The sequence below is a fragment of the Nocardia terrae genome (assembly GCF_009760405.1).
GTDB lineage: Bacteria > Actinomycetota > Actinomycetes > Mycobacteriales > Mycobacteriaceae > Nocardia > Nocardia terrae.
The window spans coordinates 71,923-86,871 of sequence record NZ_WRPP01000001.1; the positions used below are offsets into that span (position 1 = coordinate 71,923).

Sequence of the window (14,949 nt, forward strand, 5' to 3'; positions counted from 1 at the left end):
CGTTATGTCATTGACTTCTTCGGCCGCAGCCACCCGAAGGTCAGCTCCACGGCCCGCTTCCAGTTGTCGTACTCCTCTACCCGCAGCGCCGGATCCATGCGCGGCAGCCACTGTGCGGCGACCCGCCAATTGTGGCGCAGGCCCTCGAGATCCGGCCAATAGCCGACCGCGAGGCCCGCGGCGTAGGCCGCGCCCAGCGACACCGTCTCGGCCACGATAGGACGCATGACCGGTATGTCGAGGACATCGGCGACGATCTGCATGAGCAGGTTGTCGGAGGTCATGCCGCCCGCCACGCGCAGCGCCCCCGCGTGCAGCCCGGAGTCGGCGTTCATGGCCTCGACCACGTCCCGGGTCTGCCAGGCCGTCGCCTCGAGCACCGCACGGGCGATGTGCCCCTTGGTGATATACGACGTGAGCCCGATCAACAGCCCTCGCGCGTCACTGCGCCAGTGCGGCGCGTACAGCCCCGAGAAGGCGGGCACGAGATAACACCCGCCGTTGTCCTGCACTGTCCCGGCGAGGGTTTCGATCTCGGGCGCGCTGGCGATCAGCCCGATATTGTCGCGCAGCCACTGCACGAGCGAACCCGTCACCGCGATCGGCCCCTCCAGTGCGTACACCGGCTCCGGACCGATCTGATACCCGATGGTCGTCAACAGCCCGTGCTTGGACCGCACCAGTTCCCGCCCGGTGTTCATGAGCAGGAATCCGCCTGTGCCATAGGTGCATTCGGTCTCACCCGGCGCGAAACAGGTCTGCCCGAACAGCGCCGCGTGCTGATCCCCCAGCGCGGCCGCGATCCGCACCCCGGGCAACACCCGCCGCGCGGTCCCGAACTCGCCGGTCGAGGGCTGGATGCGCGGCAGCATGGCCTTGGGAATGTCGAAGAACCGCAACAGTTCGTCGTCCCATGCCAGCGTGGACAGGTTCATCAGCAGCGTGCGCCCCGCATTGGTCACGTCGGTGACGTGCACCCCGTGATCGGCTCCTCCGGTGAGGTTCCAGATCAGCCAGGTCTCCATGGTCCCGAACAACACCTCGCCGCGCTCGGCCCGCTCCCGCAGCCCGGGCGTCCGGTCCAGCAGCCAGCGCAGCCGCGGCGCGGCGAAGTAGGTCGCCAGCGGCAATCCGCACAGCTCCCGAATCCGTTCCGCCCCAACGGATTCCCGCATGCGCTCGACGAGCTCCTCGGTGCGCACGTCCTGCCACACGATCGCCCGCCCGATCGGGGTCCCGGTCTTGCGGTCCCACACCACCGTGGTCTCGCGCTGGTTCGCGATCCCCACCGCCGCCACCTGATCCAGGGTGATCCCCGAATCCCGCAGTGCCGCGGGCACGATGCGCTCCACATTGCGCCAGATCTCGAGCGCGTCCTGCTCCATCCAGCCCGGCCGGGGGTAGTGCTGTTTGTGCTCGCGCTGCGCGACCCCGGTCAGCCGGGCCCGCTGGTCGAAGAGGATGGCCCGGGTGGAGGTGGTGCCCTGATCGATGGCGAGCACATAGCGTTGCGTCATCCGAGCCTGCTCCTGTCCGGGAAAATCATTGCGTGCCACCGAGATCCCGCGATACCGCGGCCGCCGCGTCGCGCACCTGGGCGATCGGCGCGGGCCGGAAACGCAGCTGCCCGTCGCAGAGCCGATCGATCGGCCCGGTGATGCCGATGGCACCGACCACCAAACCACCCCGGGAGCGAATCGGCGCGGCGAGACTCGCCTCGCCCGAACGGTATTCACCGATGTCCCCGGCCCACCCGGTGCGCCGCACATCGGAGATGGCGCGGCGCAGGGCGACCGGGTCGGTGATGGTCCGGTGGGTGAGCGCGGGCAGCCCGCCCTCGCGCGCCGCCTCGGCCAGCTCCCCGTCGTAGGCCAGCAGCACCTTGCCCAGCGCCGTGGCGTGCGGCGGCAGTTCCTCGCCCACGGCCAGTTCCTGCTCGGTGTTGTCGGGCCGGAAGACGTGATGGATCACCACCACTCCGCCGTCCACGGGCGCCGCGATCCGCACCGATTCACCGCTGCGCGCCGCCAGGGCGTCGGCCCGGTTGATGGCCCGTGACCGCAGCTCGTTGGCGTCCAGCCGCCCGGACCCGAGATCCTGCAGCGCCGGACTCAGCTGATATCTGCCGCTCACCGCGTCCTGATCCACGAAACCCACACCCTGCAGCGTTCGCAGGATGCCGTGCGCGGTCGGCTTGGCCAGGCCGAGCGCCGAGGCGATCTCCCCGACGCCCATGCGCCCGGATCCGCGCGCGAGCAGCCGCAGAATGGCCGCGGCGCGCTCGATCGACTGAATCGGTCCGGGCATGTTCGTAACCTATCAGCAAACCGTTCAGCATTGTCGAACGCGTTGCCTGTCCTCCGGACGTTCCACTTCGTAGCGTGGACGTCGGGCCCGCTGAACCCCGCGCCCACCTGGGTAAATGAACTCAACGACGAGTTTCTGGAGAGGACCGCGATGACGCAGTATGTCGGAGCCATCGATCAAGGCACGACCTCCACGCGATTCATGGTGTTCGATCACGGGGGCAATGTGGTTGCCCGCCATCAGCTCGAGCACGAGCAGATCCTTCCCCAGGCCGGGTGGGTCGAACACAATCCGGCGGAGATCTGGGAACGCACCCGCACCGTCATCAAGAGCGCCCTCGCCGGCGCCCGCCTCACCGCCGCCGATCTGGCCGCGGTCGGTGTCACCAATCAGCGTGAGACCACCATCGTGTGGGACCGCCGCACCGGCGTCCCGTACTACAACGCCATCGTCTGGCAGGACACCCGCACCGATCGCATCGTCGCCGACATCGACAAGGCCGGGCACGGCGATCTGATTCGCGAACGGGCCGGTCTGCCGCCCGCACCGTACTTCTCCGGCGGCAAGCTCAAGTGGATCCTCGACAATGTCCCCGGCGTGCGGGAAGACGCCGAGAACGGCCACGCCCTCTTCGGCACCCCCGACACCTGGCTGATCTGGAACCTCACCGGCGGCGTCCACGGCGGCGTGCACATCACCGATCCGACCAATGCCTCGCGCACCATGCTGATGGATCTCGAAACCCTGGACTGGGACGACGAATTGCTCGCGGTGTTCGGGGTGCCGCGCGCCATGCTGCCGCGTATCGCGCCGTCGTCGAATCCGGAGGGCTTCGGCACCACCAACCCGGACGGTCCGTTCAAGAGCGCCGTGAAGATCGCCGGCGTGCTCGGCGACCAGCAGGCCGCCACCGTCGGCCAGGTGTGCTTCCGGCCCGGCGAGGCCAAGAACACTTACGGCACCGGCAACTTCCTCATGCTGAACACCGGTCCGGAGATCGTGCGCTCCAAGCACGGCCTGCTGACCACCGTCGCCTACCAGTTCGGCGACGAGAAGCCGGTGTACGCGCTGGAGGGTTCGATCGCGGTCACCGGCTCCGCGGTGCAGTGGCTGCGCGATCAGCTCGGCATCATCGCCGGCGCCGCGCAGGTCGAGAACCTCGCCAACCAGGTGGCCGACAACGGCGGCGTGTACTTCGTGCCCGCCTTCTCCGGCCTGTTCGCGCCCTACTGGCGCGCGGACGCCCGCGGCGTGATCGTGGGCCTGTCCCGCTACAGCAACAATGCCCACTTGGCCAGGGCCACACTGGAATCCATCGCCTACCAGACCCGCGACGTGGTCGAGGCCATGCAGCAGGACTCCGGCGTGAAGCTCGACACCCTGCGCGTGGACGGCGGCGTCACCGCCAACGAACTGGCCATGCAGATCCAGTCGGACTTCCTCGGCGTGCCGGTCTCGCGGCCCGTGGTCGCCGAGACCACCGCGCTCGGCGCGGCCTACGCCGCCGGTCTGGCCGTCGGATTCTGGAGCAGCACAGACGAACTCGTCGCCAACTGGCACGAGGACAAGAACTGGCAGCCCGCCATGACCGACGAAGCGCGCCAGAAGGGTTACGCGCGCTGGCTCAAGGCCGTGTCGCGCACCCTCGAATGGGTCGATCTCGACGATGACGACGACCAGAAGCGATGACCGGTCGCACCAAGCTTCACCTCACCGATAACAAGGAGTATTTCGTGTCCGCACAACTGGATCCCGCCTACCGCGCCCGGGCGATTGATTCGCTCGGCGACACCGAAATCGACGTGCTCGTGATCGGTGGTGGAGTGACCGGAGCGGGTGCCGCCTTGGACGCCGCCTCGCGCGGTCTGTCCGTCACCCTGGTCGAGGCGCGCGATTTCGCCGCCGGTACCTCGAGCCGTTCCTCCAAGCTCATCCACGGTGGCCTGCGCTACCTGGAGCAGTACGACTTCGCCTTGGTCCGTGAGGCTTTGAAGGAGCGCGGGCTGCTGCTGAACAAGCTGGCCCCGCACCTGGTGCACCCGGTCTCGTTCCTGTTCCCGCTGCAGAAGCACTACGAGCGCTTCTACATCGGCGCCGGCATCGCCCTCTACGACACCATGGGCGGCGCGCGCTCGGTGCCCATGCACAAGCACCTGAGCCGTTCGGGCGCACTGGAATTGGCCCCGGCGCTCAAGGAAGACGCCATGACCGGCGCCATCCGTTACTACGACGCCCAGGTCGACGACGCCCGCCACACCATGACCATCGCCCGAACCGCCGCCCAGCACGGCGCGACCGTGCTGACCCGGACCAAGGTCACCGGCCTGCTGCGCGACGGCGAGAAGGTCGTGGGCGCGAAGGTCGTGGATCTGGAAACCGGTCTGGAGCACAGCATCCGGGCCAAGACCGTGATCTCGGCGACCGGCGTGTGGACCGACGACATGATCAAGATGACCGGCGTGGACTTCCCGTTCCACGTGCGCATGTCCAAGGGCGTGCACATCATGGTGCCGCGCGAGAAGCTGAACATGGACACCGGCATCGCCATGAAGACCGAGAAGTCCGTGCTGTTCGTGATCCCGTGGGCCGAGCACTGGATCATCGGCACTACCGACACCGACTGGTCGCTGGACAAGAACCACCCGACCGCCACCGCGTCGGACGTGCAGTACATCCTCGACCACGTGAATTCGCTGCTGCGCGAACCGATCACCCGCGCCGACATCGTCGGCACCTACGCGGGCCTGCGGCCGCTGATGACCGGCGCGAACAAGGAGACCTCGAAGCTGTCGCGCGAGCACGCGGTGGCCGAGCCGGCTCCCGGCCTGTTCGTCATCGCGGGCGGCAAGTACACCACCTACCGGGTGATGGCCGCCGACGTGGTGGACGCCGCCGCCGAGCGCCTGGGCAGCGATGTCGCGCCGTCGGTGACCGCCAACCTGCCCATCCTGGGCGCGGTCGGCTACCAGGACATGCTGGACTCCGTCGCCGATGTGGCCGCGCGCGCCGAGCTGCCGGTGGAGACGGTGGAGCACCTGCTGGGCCGCTACGGCTCGCTGGCCGAGGACATCTTCGGCCTCATCGCCGCGGCTCCCGAACTGCGCGAGCCGATTCCGGGCGCCGAGGACTACCTGGCCGCGGAGGCCGTCTACGCCGCCACCCACGAGGGCGCGCTGCACCTGGACGACCTGCTCACCCGCCGCACCCGCATCTCCATCGAGGTCTCCGACCGCGGCCTGAAGGCGGCCCCGGAGATCGCGCGGCTCATCGCCCCGCACCTGGGCTGGACCGACGAGCGCACCAACAACGAGATCAACCGGTACTTCGATCGCGTGCACGCCGAGCTGGCCGCGAACGAGGAGAAGGACGACGAGGCGGCCAACGCGGCTCGCCTGATCGCCGTCGGCTGATTCCGGACGCACCGCCCGATTTCGAATATCGAGTTGTAGCGCCGCACGGGCGATTCCCGCGCGGCGCTACAGCCGTATCTTGTGAGCCGAATTGCCTTGCGCCGTAATTAATTTACGGAACTTGTGTTCGGCGTCCGTTTACCTCTAGCGTGTTTCTAAAGGTTTGCTGAGCGAAAGACCGTAGAGTCTGGTTCAGAGTGGCATCGGACGCCGATCGGAAGGCGAATCAATGGGCTTCAGCTCTATCTTTGTCAGTGAGGCACTGGGCACCGGAGTGCTGATACTTCTGGGCGCCGGTGTGGTTGCCAACGTGGTGCTGGCCAAGTCGAAAGGTTTCGACGGCGGCTGGCTGCTCATCACCTTCGGTTGGGGGCTCGGCGTTTTCGGCGGCGTGTACGTCGCCTACAAGACCGGCGGCCACCTCAACCCCGCGGTCACGATCGGCAATCTGTTCTCGGGCGCAAAGGAATACGCCCCCGGTATCGAGGTGAACTTCACCAATACCGTTGCCTACCTGTCGGGTCAGCTGGTCGGCGCGTTCCTCGGCGCCTGCGCGGCCTACGTGGTCTACAAGAAGCACTTCGACGAGGAGCCCGACGAGGGCAAGAAGCTGGGCGTGTTCTCCACCGGCCCGGCCATCCGCTCCTATACCTGGAACTTCCTCACCGAGGTCATCGCGACCTTCGTGCTGGTCTTCGTGATCCTCGCCTTCGGCAAGACCCCCAGCGGCCTCGGCCCGTTGGCGGCGGCCTTGCTGGTGGTCGGCATCGGCGCGTCCCTGGGCGGCCCGACCGGCTACGCCATCAACCCGGCCCGTGACCTGGGTCCGCGCATCGCCTACGCCCTGCTGCCCACCCGCCGCGCGGCGAGCGTGGCGCCGGAACGGGTTCCGGCCGGTGTGGCCGCGGGTGGTGCGGGTCAGCGCGTCCTCGAGGAGAACCCCGGCGACCCGGTGTCCTCCACCGAGAAGAATGCCGACTGGTCCTACGCCTGGGTGCCGGTGCTCGGCCCGCTCGTCGGCGGTGCGCTCGCGGGCCTCGTGGCCCAGTGGTACATGTAGGCCCCACGCGGCGCTGAATCAGACTCCCACGCTGGAGAGTTCGCCCGGGGTCGCACCCAGGCGCAGGAAGTGCTCGGGAGCCACCTCCACGAAAATCGCATGACCGGTGGCGATCACGGTGTCGCCATCGGTCAGCGTGGTCTCGATGAAGAGCTTGCGACCCTCCCTGGCCCGCAGCATCGAAGTGACTACGAATTCTCGATTCAATCGCGCGGGGGCGAGGAAGCTGACGTCGAGTTTCACGGTCACGGCGGGCTGCTGAAGCGGAACCAGGATCGCGCCGGACCCCTCGTCCAGGGCCGCGGAGACAATGCCCCCGTGTGCCACGCCGGGCGCGCCCTGATGCCGCTCATCCATGGTGAAAGTGCCGCGTACGGTGTCGCCGTGGCGCTCGAAGGTGATCCGCGGGGAAGCCGGATTGGACGGTCCGCAGCCGAAGCAGCCGTGGTGATGCGGTGGAAAGGGCCCCTCGGCGAAGAGATCGCCCAGCGGCAACGGCGCGGTGCCGCGGTCGTGGTCCATGTCTAGAAGTTAACCCAGATTCGAATCTGTTGCGCAACCCGTGACGGGTGGTTCGTTTTCCGGCGCGCCGGGCGACACCCGCGATTCATCCCATATATCGGGAATCGGGTTTCAGATTGTGGACGCGGTGGGAAGATGCTCGCGTGAACCGCATCGCACGCTCGCTAGCCGCTGTCTGCGGAGTCCTGGCCGTGGCCGCCGGGACGACAGCCTGCGGATCGAGCAACGACCACTCGGCCTCGACCACGTCGGCGGGTACGCCGACGGTTCGATCGGGCATCCCGGATTCTGCCAAGAAATTCGACGTCTCCAGCCCGGATCTCAAAGACGGGCAGCCCGTGCCGCAGGCGCAGTGGGCGAACTCCAACGGGTGCACCGGAGGCAACCAGGCCCCGAGAGTGCAGTGGTCGGGGGCTCCCGCCGACGCGAAGAGCTTCGCGGTCACCATGTTCGACGTGGACGCGCCGACCGGCAGCGGGCTGTGGCACTGGCTGAGCTGGGATATCCCGGCCTCGGCCACCGATCTCGCCGCGGCCCCCGGCGCCGTCGCCGGCACCAACGACCTCGGCATGACCGGCTACCTCGGCCCCTGCCCGCCCACCGGCGACGGCCTGCACCACTACTGGATCACCGTGCTGGCCTTGGACACTCCCAGCCTGGGCCTACCCGCCAACACCCCACCCGCCCTGGCCGCCTTCGCCCTCAACCACCGCATCATCGGCTACGCGCGCATGACGGTGACGGCCCAGCAGTAGGCCGACACGACCGGCCGTCCCTCGGGATCGACGCCGCGCATGCTTCGGCGCGCGCCGAAGTATGGGGGCGGGAGACTGGAGGCATGGAACCGATCAGAGACGGCGATGTGGACATCTCCGGGGCCGCACGGCTGCTGGCGGATCCGGCGCGGGCGCGGATGCTGACGGTGCTGGCCGATGGGCGGGCACAACCGGCGGGGGAGTTGGCGCGGGCGGGCGGGGTGAGTGCGGCGACCGCCAGCGAGCACCTGGGGAAGATGGTCGATCAGGGCTGGCTGGGGGTGGAACGGGTGGGACGGCACCGGTATTACCGCATTGCCATGCCCGAGGTCGTGCAGGTGATCGAGTCGATGGCGCTGATCTCCTCGGTGCGGCCGGTCAAGTCGCTGCGCGGCGCGCGAGCGAGCCGGGACCTGAAGATCGCGCGCTCCTGCTACGACCATCTGGCCGGAGCCGTCGGCGTGGCCGTGTTCGACGCACTGTGCGACGGACAGCTGCTGAACGTCACCGGCGGCCAGTGGACCACGGGCGACCGCTCGCACCCTCTCCTCGACGAATTGAGCATCACCGCAACGGATCTGCGCCGATTCGGGCGCCGGCCCGCGGTGCGGGTGTGCCTGGACTGGTCCGAGCGCCGCTACCACCTGGCCGGTGGACTCGGTGCGCTGATCCTGCGCCGCATGCTCGACCGCCGATGGTGCACACCCGGAAACACCCCGCGCGCTGTCGCATTCACCCCCGAGGGCTGGGAAGCACTGGATCGCACGGTGAGCGTCGACCGGGCCGCGATCATGGACAAGTACGCCGCGTAACGACCTTTGCGGCGCATGGTTCGGCTCGGGCCGAAGGGTTTCGGGGCCAGGGTGGATACATGACTTCGACACTGGAATCGGCTCGGACGGAGCACGGGGGGCTCGCGCTGACCGCGATCTCGGCGGGGTTCGCCCTGGTCATTCTCGACACCACGATCGTGGCGGTCGCCTTGGACCGGATGGCGGTCGGGCTGCACACCACCGTGACCGGGCTGGAGTGGGTGGTCGACGGGTACACGGTCACGGTCGCCGCGCTGCTCATGCTGGGCGGGGGACTCGCGGACCGGTTCGGGCCGCGGCGCTCGTTCCAGGCGGGCCTGGCGTTCTTCGGGCTGGCCTCGCTGGCCTGCGCGGCCGCGCCGGATGTCGGCATGCTCGTGGCCGCGAGGGTGGTGCAGGGAATCGGTGCGGCACTGTTGATTCCGGCCTCACTGGCGTTGATTCGCTACACCTATCCCGACGACACCGCCCGCGCTCGCGCCACCGGAATCTGGGGTGCGATCGGCTCGACGGCCGCCAGCTGCGGTCCGGTGCTCGGTGGCGTGCTGTCCGAAAACCTCGGGTGGCCGGCTATTTTCGCCATCAACGCGCCGGTCTGCGTGGTCACGGCGGTCTTGCTGCAGCGGAACGTGCCATCGGTACCCGGTGCGGCGGAACGGATTCCGGTGCTCGGCCACGTGGCGACGGTCATCGCCATGGCCGGTGTCACCGCGACCGCGATTCTCGCCGGCGCCCGGCCCGTCGCGGTGAGCCCGCTCATCGCGGCCGCGGTGGCGGCGGCCGTGGGAGTCTCGCTGAGCGGGTACGCGGCCCGAACCGGAAAGGGGCTGCTGCCCAGCGGACTCCGGCGATCGCGGGCCTTCACCGTCGGGACCCGGGTCGGCCTGGCCCAGAACCTGGGCTTCTACGGGCAGCTGTTCGTGATCAGCCTCTACCTGCAGCGTCACCTCCACTATTCGCCCACCGCAGCCGGTTTCGCGCTGCTCCCCGAGGCCGCGATCGGCATCCTGGCCTCCACCCTGGGCGGTCGTCACGCCGCTCGGCTCGGTCCCCGCACGGTCATCGTCACCGGATTGACCACGGGCGCGGCCGGTCTGGCCGGCCTGGCCTGCATCGGCCCGCACACCCCGTTCGCCGTGATCGCGATCCCCTTGCTGCTCATCGGATTCGGCATGGCCTACACCATGCCGGCCGCGACACATGTGACGGTGTCGGCCGCCGGTCCTGCGAACGCCGGGTTGGCCGGCGCCGCCTTCAACGCCGCCCGCCAGCTGGGATCCGCTCTGGGCGTGGCGCTCCTGGGTTCCCTGCTGATCCTCGCCCCCGGCGGCATCGCCCTCCCCCTGACAGCCGCCGCCCTCGTCTTCCTGGCCGCCGCTGTCCTCGCCCGCACCCTCCCGAAACGCTGAGTGGCACACCATCGAGGGGATTTGTCCCGAATTCCTCGATGGTGTGCCACTGGACGAGCAGCCGTGAGGTCGACGATCAGCCGATGAGGACGGAGTTCTTGTCGGCGCGGGCGGCCTCGCGGGCGAGGGAGCGATCGCGTTGTTCCTCGAAGCGGACCACGTCGGCGCGGAGCTTGTCGAGGAATTCACCGAGTTCGTTGCGGCGGCGGTCGCCGAAGGAGCCGAAGTCGGTGCGGTCGAAGATGTTCCACTTCTTGAGGTTGGGGAGCAGGACCTCCTCCAGGTGCTGGCGGAGGTCGTAGATGCCGTGCTTGGCCATGAGCACGCCGTTGCGGCGGAAGTTGGGCATGCCCATGCCGGGCATCTGGAAGCTGGTGACGATATTGGTGATGGCGTCGATGGCCTGGTCGGGCGAGATGTCCAGAGCCGCACCGCAGACATTGCGGTAGAAGATCATATGCAGGTTCTCGTCGGCGGCGATGCGCTGCAGCATGCGGTCCGCTATGGGGTCATTACAAACTTTGCCGGTATTGCGGTGTGAAACGCGAGTAGCCAATTCCTGAAAAGTCACATAAGCGACGGAATGCATGAATCCGGCATCGGCTCGGACATTGACTCGACCTTCGCCGTGCTTCTTGATCAGATGTGCGGGGTTGTACCCGTTGGTCATATGGACCATGCGCGCCTGCTCCAGCGCCACCGGATCCACGCCCCGGGTCACCACCAGGTAGTCGCGGATGACGATGCCGTGGCGGTTCTCCTCGGCGGTCCAACGGCCCACCCACGTGCCCCAGGCCCCGTCCTGCGAGAAGTTCTCCGCGATTTCCCGGTGATAACTGGGCAGATTGTCCTCGGTGAGAAGGTTGGTGATCATGGCCGCCTTGGCGACTTCGCTGAGCTTGGACTGTTCTGGATCCCAATCCACGCCGTCCATAGCTGCGAAGTTGCGACCCAGATCCCAAGGCACGTAGTCGTGCGGGTGCCAGTCCTTGGCCATCGCTAGATGGCGATGCACATTCTGCTCGGCAATCGGCTCCAGCTCGATGAGCAGCTCCAACTGCGTGAGACTCCTGGCCACGATCGTGTGCCCTCCCTCGAAATGGCTCGACGCTGCGAGAATGATGGTGGAGAACAGAATGCTGGAGATCGGCGGACGGTGCCGCGGCGGAGGGGACCCGGGGATTGAAAAGGGATGCCCGCGTGTCGCTTAATGAGACTGGTCGGCTCCGCCTCGGATAATCTAGCCCAGTTCGCCGATGATTGGCTTCATACCCCGCCGATGCGTTCCTGGCCGGGCCCGCTCGCTAGTTGCACACCAGTCCTTGACAGCCCACGCGGATCGAAAGCTGGTTCGCCGAAGCATTGCTACGGAGAGTGAACATGCAGACGCCCAACCGCCGGAAGTTCCCCAGTGTTGTCGTTACCTCCCTCGCGGCGACCACCTCTATCGCGGGAGACGTCGACTCGACGTGGAAGGGACTACTCAACGGGGAGAGCGGGATCGACGTCCTGGAGGACAGCTTCCTGGATGATTTCGGCCTCCCGGTCCGCATCGGCGGCCACCTCAAGGTGTGCCCGACCGATCTGCTGACCAAGCCCGAGGCTCGCCGCCTGTCCTACGTGGAGCAGATGGCGCTGGTGCTCGGCCGTGAGGTGTGGGCCAACGCCGGTAATCCCGAGGTGGACAAGGATCGTCTCGGGGTCTCCATCGGCACCGGCCTCGGCGGTGCGGAAGTGCTGATGTCCGCGCGCGACAAGCTCGTCAACGGTGGTTACCGCAAGGTGCCGCCGATGGCGGTCCAAGCCATCATGCCCAATGGCGCGGCCGCGTGCGTGAGTGTCGAACTGGGCGCGAGGGCCGGTGTGTCGACGCCTGTTTCGGCCTGTTCGTCCGGCGCCGAGGCCATCGCCAACGCCTGGCGGATGGTGGTCATGGGCGATGCCGACATGGTGGTGACCGGAGGTGTCGAAGGATCCATCCAGGCGCTGCCGATCGCGGGATTCTCCATGATGCGCGCCATGAGCACTCGCAACGACGATCCCAAGGGCGCGTCTCGCCCCTTCGACATGGACCGCGACGGTTTCGTGTTCGGCGAGGCCGGTGCGCTCATGACCATCGAGACCGAGGAGCACGCCAAGGCTCGCGGCGCGACCATCCACGCGCGCATCATGGGCGCGGGCATCACCTCCGACGGCTTCCACCTGGTGGCCCCGGATCCGGAGGGGACGGGCGCGGCGCGGGCGATGACACGCGCGATGGAGTACGCCGGGCTGTCCAAATCCGATGTGTCCCACATCAATGCGCACGCCACCGCCACGCCGATCGGCGACACCGCGGAGGCGAACGCCATCAAGCAAGCCGTCGGCAATCATGCCGCGGTGTACGCGCCGAAGTCCGCTCTCGGACATTCCATCGGCGCGGTCGGTGCGCTGGAGTCGATCCTGACCGTGCTCAGCGTGCGGGACGGAATCATCCCGCCCACACTGAATTTGGAGAATCAGGACCCGGAGATCGACCTTGACGTGGTCAAAGGCCAAGCGCGCAGCGGCACGTTCGACTACGCCCTGAACGACTCCTTCGGCTTCGGCGGGCACAACGTGGCCATTGCTTTCGGTCGCTACTGAGCTCAGCTTGGCCCGTACTCAGTGACGCGGGAATGCGGCACCTGCTAGAGTTCCCCAGCCCCCAGCTACATTCGGGCTTTCGGTGTCGATCTTTGTTCGGTGTCACTACACAGTTCTCGACTGTGAGTTGAAGAAGGATAGGGAATGATCGGCGAGACCTTCGAAGACGTTCTGGACGAGCACGGCAACATCAAACTCCCCGAGAACCAGACCATGGTGGACCTGGTCGACAAGCACGCCGAGGTCAACGGGGACGAGCTCGCATACCGCTATATCGACTATTCGCGCGAGCGCGACGGCGAGTACCACGACATCACGTGGAACCGCTTCGGCGTCCGGCTGCGCGCGGTGGCGGCCCGGCTGCAGCAGGTGACGCAGCCGGGCGACCGTGTCGCCATCCTGGCACCGCAGGGACTCGACTACATCGTGGCCATGTACGCCGCGGTGTACGCGGGCAATATCGCGGTGCCCCTGTTCGATCCGGACGAACAGGGCCACACCGACCGGTTGCACGCGGTGCTCGAGGACTGCGGACCCGCGGCCATTCTGACCGTGGGCTCGGCCGCGGCCGGGGTGCGCGAGATCTTCAAACACCTGCCCGCGCCGCAGCGGCCGCGCATCATCGCGGTCGAGGCGATTCCGGACAATGTGGGTGAGAGCTGGGTCCGGCCCCGGATCGAGATGGACGATGTGGCCTACCTGCAGTACACGTCGGGGTCCACGCGGACGCCGGCGGGCGTGGAGATCACACACCGGGCGGTCGGTACCAACCTGCTGCAGATGATCGACGCCATCGGCATCACCGAGAAGGCCCGCGGCGTCACCTGGCTGCCGCTGTTCCACGACATGGGCCTGCTCACGGTCATCCTGCCGACCATCGGCGGCAAGTACATCACCATCATGTCGCCCAGCTCCTTCGTGCGGCGGCCCTACCGCTGGATCAAGGAGCTCGCGGCCCAGGAGGACGGCGCGGAGATCTTCGCCGCCGCACCGAATTTCGCCTACGAGCACGCGGCCGCGCGCGGATTGCCCAAGCCCGGTGAGGAATTGGACCTGTCCAATGTCATCGGCCTGATCAACGGCAGCGAGCCGGTGTCGGTGACCTCGATGAAGAAGTTCAACGACGCCTTCGCCCCCTACGGCCTGCCCAAGACCGCCATCAAGCCCTGCTACGGCATGGCCGAGGCGACCCTGTTCGTCTCCGCCACCAAGCGCGAGGACGAGGCCCGCACCGTCTGGGTGGACCGCACCAAGCTCAATGCCGGACGCATGGTCGAAGTGGACGAGCACGCGGAAAACGCTGTGGCCCAAGTGTCCTGCGGTTACGTGGCGCTGTCGCAGTGGGCGGTCATCGTCGATCCGGAGACCGGCGCGGAGAAGCCCGAGGGCGAGGTGGGTGAAATCTGGTTGCACGGCGCGAACATCGGCCGCGGCTACTGGGGTCGCCCCGAGGAGACCGAGGCCACCTTCCACAACCGGCTCACCTCGCGGCAGGCCAACTCGCACGCCGAAGGCGCGGAGCCCGAGGCGAATTGGATGCGCACCGGCGATTTCGGCACGTACTACGACGGCGAACTGTTCATCACCGGCCGCGTCAAGGATCTGGTGATCGTGGACGGGCGCAACCACTACCCGCAGGATCTGGAGTACTCCGCCCAGGAGTCCAGCACCGCCCTGCGTCCGGGTTTCGTGGCCGCCTTCTCCGTCTCCGGCAACCAGCTGCCCGTCGAGACCGTCGATGTCGCCGATCGGGGCAGCGCGGCCGAGCAATTGGTCATCGTGGCCGAACGCGGCACGGGCGCGGCCAAACTCGACCCGGAGCCGATCACCGAGACCGTGCGCGCGGCCATCGCCAAACGTCACGGTGTCACGGTCCGGGACCTGCTGCTGGTGCCCGCGGGTTCGATCCCCCGCACCTCCAGCGGCAAGATCGCACGCCGGGCCTGCAAGGCCGCCTACCTGGAGGGGACGCTGCGCGGCGGCCACCGCCAGCAGGCGTTCCCCGACGTGGCGGAATGACATCTCGCCGCGTGGGCCCCGTCGAAAGGC

General features: G+C 67.7%; 12 protein-coding genes. 8 read left to right on the top strand and 4 right to left on the bottom strand.

What is annotated here, in order from left to right; genetic code table 11:
* Window positions 1-2 precede the first annotated feature (2 nt).
* Both glpK (GPX89_RS00355) and GPX89_RS00360 read right to left on the bottom strand, forming a co-directional pair.
* Entirely contained in the window at window positions 3-1,517 is a 1,515-nt protein-coding gene (gene glpK / locus GPX89_RS00355) for a glycerol kinase GlpK (RefSeq protein ID WP_157354420.1), read from the bottom strand.
* A gap of 25 nt (window positions 1,518-1,542) precedes the next feature.
* Window positions 1,543-2,307: an IclR family transcriptional regulator gene (locus tag GPX89_RS00360; RefSeq protein WP_157354422.1), complete on the bottom strand. Its 765-nt coding sequence runs from the start codon at window positions 2,305-2,307 to the stop codon at window positions 1,543-1,545.
* A 150-nt stretch (window positions 2,308-2,457) separates the two neighbouring features.
* Between GPX89_RS00360 and glpK (GPX89_RS00365) the strand changes: the two genes are divergently transcribed.
* The 3 genes from glpK (GPX89_RS00365) to GPX89_RS00375 all read left to right on the top strand — a co-directional run bounded on the left by glpK (GPX89_RS00365) (window position 2,458) and on the right by GPX89_RS00375 (window position 6,777).
* Window positions 2,458-3,996, top strand: coding sequence for a glycerol kinase GlpK (glpK, locus tag GPX89_RS00365; protein ID WP_157354424.1), 1,539 nt, complete (start codon window positions 2,458-2,460; stop codon window positions 3,994-3,996).
* Between the two features lie 44 nt (window positions 3,997-4,040).
* Window positions 4,041-5,717: a glycerol-3-phosphate dehydrogenase gene (gene glpD, locus GPX89_RS00370; RefSeq protein WP_328601369.1), complete on the top strand. Its 1,677-nt coding sequence runs from the start codon at window positions 4,041-4,043 to the stop codon at window positions 5,715-5,717.
* Window positions 5,718-5,946: 229 nt separating this feature from the next.
* Complete coding sequence (locus GPX89_RS00375; protein WP_157354428.1) at window positions 5,947-6,777, top strand: MIP/aquaporin family protein; 831 nt, start codon at window positions 5,947-5,949, stop codon at window positions 6,775-6,777.
* A gap of 18 nt (window positions 6,778-6,795) precedes the next feature.
* Here GPX89_RS00375 and GPX89_RS00380 read toward each other — a convergent pair whose 3' ends face one another.
* A complete protein-coding gene (locus GPX89_RS00380; protein WP_157354430.1) occupies window positions 6,796-7,299 on the bottom strand; it encodes a PaaI family thioesterase in 504 nt (167 codons plus the stop codon).
* Between the two features lie 143 nt (window positions 7,300-7,442).
* Here GPX89_RS00380 and GPX89_RS00385 point away from each other — a divergent pair, with 143 nt between their 5' ends.
* From GPX89_RS00385 to GPX89_RS00395, 3 genes are all read left to right on the top strand, one after another.
* Window positions 7,443-8,054 carry a YbhB/YbcL family Raf kinase inhibitor-like protein gene (locus GPX89_RS00385; RefSeq protein ID WP_328601370.1) on the top strand — a complete coding sequence of 204 codons (612 nt, stop codon included), beginning with the start codon at window positions 7,443-7,445 and terminating at the stop codon, window positions 8,052-8,054.
* A gap of 83 nt (window positions 8,055-8,137) precedes the next feature.
* Complete coding sequence (locus GPX89_RS00390; RefSeq protein WP_157354432.1) at window positions 8,138-8,866, top strand: ArsR/SmtB family transcription factor; 729 nt, start codon at window positions 8,138-8,140, stop codon at window positions 8,864-8,866.
* A 59-nt stretch (window positions 8,867-8,925) separates the two neighbouring features.
* Window positions 8,926-10,275, top strand: a complete 1,350-nt coding sequence (locus GPX89_RS00395) for an MFS transporter (RefSeq protein ID WP_157354433.1) — start codon at window positions 8,926-8,928, stop codon at window positions 10,273-10,275.
* A gap of 76 nt (window positions 10,276-10,351) precedes the next feature.
* Here the strand turns inward: GPX89_RS00395 and GPX89_RS00400 are convergent, their stop codons facing one another.
* Window positions 10,352-11,353 (bottom strand): acyl-ACP desaturase, encoded by a 1,002-nt coding sequence (locus GPX89_RS00400; protein WP_328601371.1) that lies wholly within the window; start codon window positions 11,351-11,353, stop codon window positions 10,352-10,354.
* A 302-nt stretch (window positions 11,354-11,655) separates the two neighbouring features.
* Between GPX89_RS00400 and GPX89_RS00405 the strand changes: the two genes are divergently transcribed.
* Both GPX89_RS00405 and fadD32 read left to right on the top strand, forming a co-directional pair.
* Window positions 11,656-12,900: a KasA/KasB family beta-ketoacyl-ACP synthase gene (locus tag GPX89_RS00405; RefSeq protein ID WP_157354435.1), complete on the top strand. Its 1,245-nt coding sequence runs from the start codon at window positions 11,656-11,658 to the stop codon at window positions 12,898-12,900.
* A 144-nt stretch (window positions 12,901-13,044) separates the two neighbouring features.
* Window positions 13,045-14,919, top strand: coding sequence for a long-chain-fatty-acid--AMP ligase FadD32 (gene fadD32, locus GPX89_RS00410; RefSeq protein WP_157354436.1), 1,875 nt, complete (start codon window positions 13,045-13,047; stop codon window positions 14,917-14,919).
* Window positions 14,920-14,949: the final 30 nt, after the last annotated feature.

Excerpts from the sequence above, each read along its gene's own strand:
- GPX89_RS00380 (WP_157354430.1), bottom strand. The coding sequence starts at position 7,299 with ATGGACCACGACCGCGGCACCGCGCCGTTGCCGCTGGGCGATCTCTTC.
- GPX89_RS00390 (WP_157354432.1), top strand. The coding sequence starts at position 8,138 with ATGGAACCGATCAGAGACGGCGATGTGGACATCTCCGGGGCCGCACGG.
- GPX89_RS00395 (WP_157354433.1), top strand. The coding sequence starts at position 8,926 with ATGACTTCGACACTGGAATCGGCTCGGACGGAGCACGGGGGGCTCGCG.
- fadD32 (WP_157354436.1), top strand. The coding sequence starts at position 13,045 with ATGATCGGCGAGACCTTCGAAGACGTTCTGGACGAGCACGGCAACATC.
- glpK (WP_157354420.1), bottom strand. The coding sequence starts at position 1,517 with ATGACGCAACGCTATGTGCTCGCCATCGATCAGGGCACCACCTCCACC.
- GPX89_RS00375 (WP_157354428.1), top strand. The coding sequence starts at position 5,947 with ATGGGCTTCAGCTCTATCTTTGTCAGTGAGGCACTGGGCACCGGAGTG.
- glpK (WP_157354424.1), top strand. The coding sequence starts at position 2,458 with ATGACGCAGTATGTCGGAGCCATCGATCAAGGCACGACCTCCACGCGA.
- GPX89_RS00360 (WP_157354422.1), bottom strand. The coding sequence starts at position 2,307 with ATGCCCGGACCGATTCAGTCGATCGAGCGCGCCGCGGCCATTCTGCGG.
- GPX89_RS00405 (WP_157354435.1), top strand. The coding sequence starts at position 11,656 with ATGCAGACGCCCAACCGCCGGAAGTTCCCCAGTGTTGTCGTTACCTCC.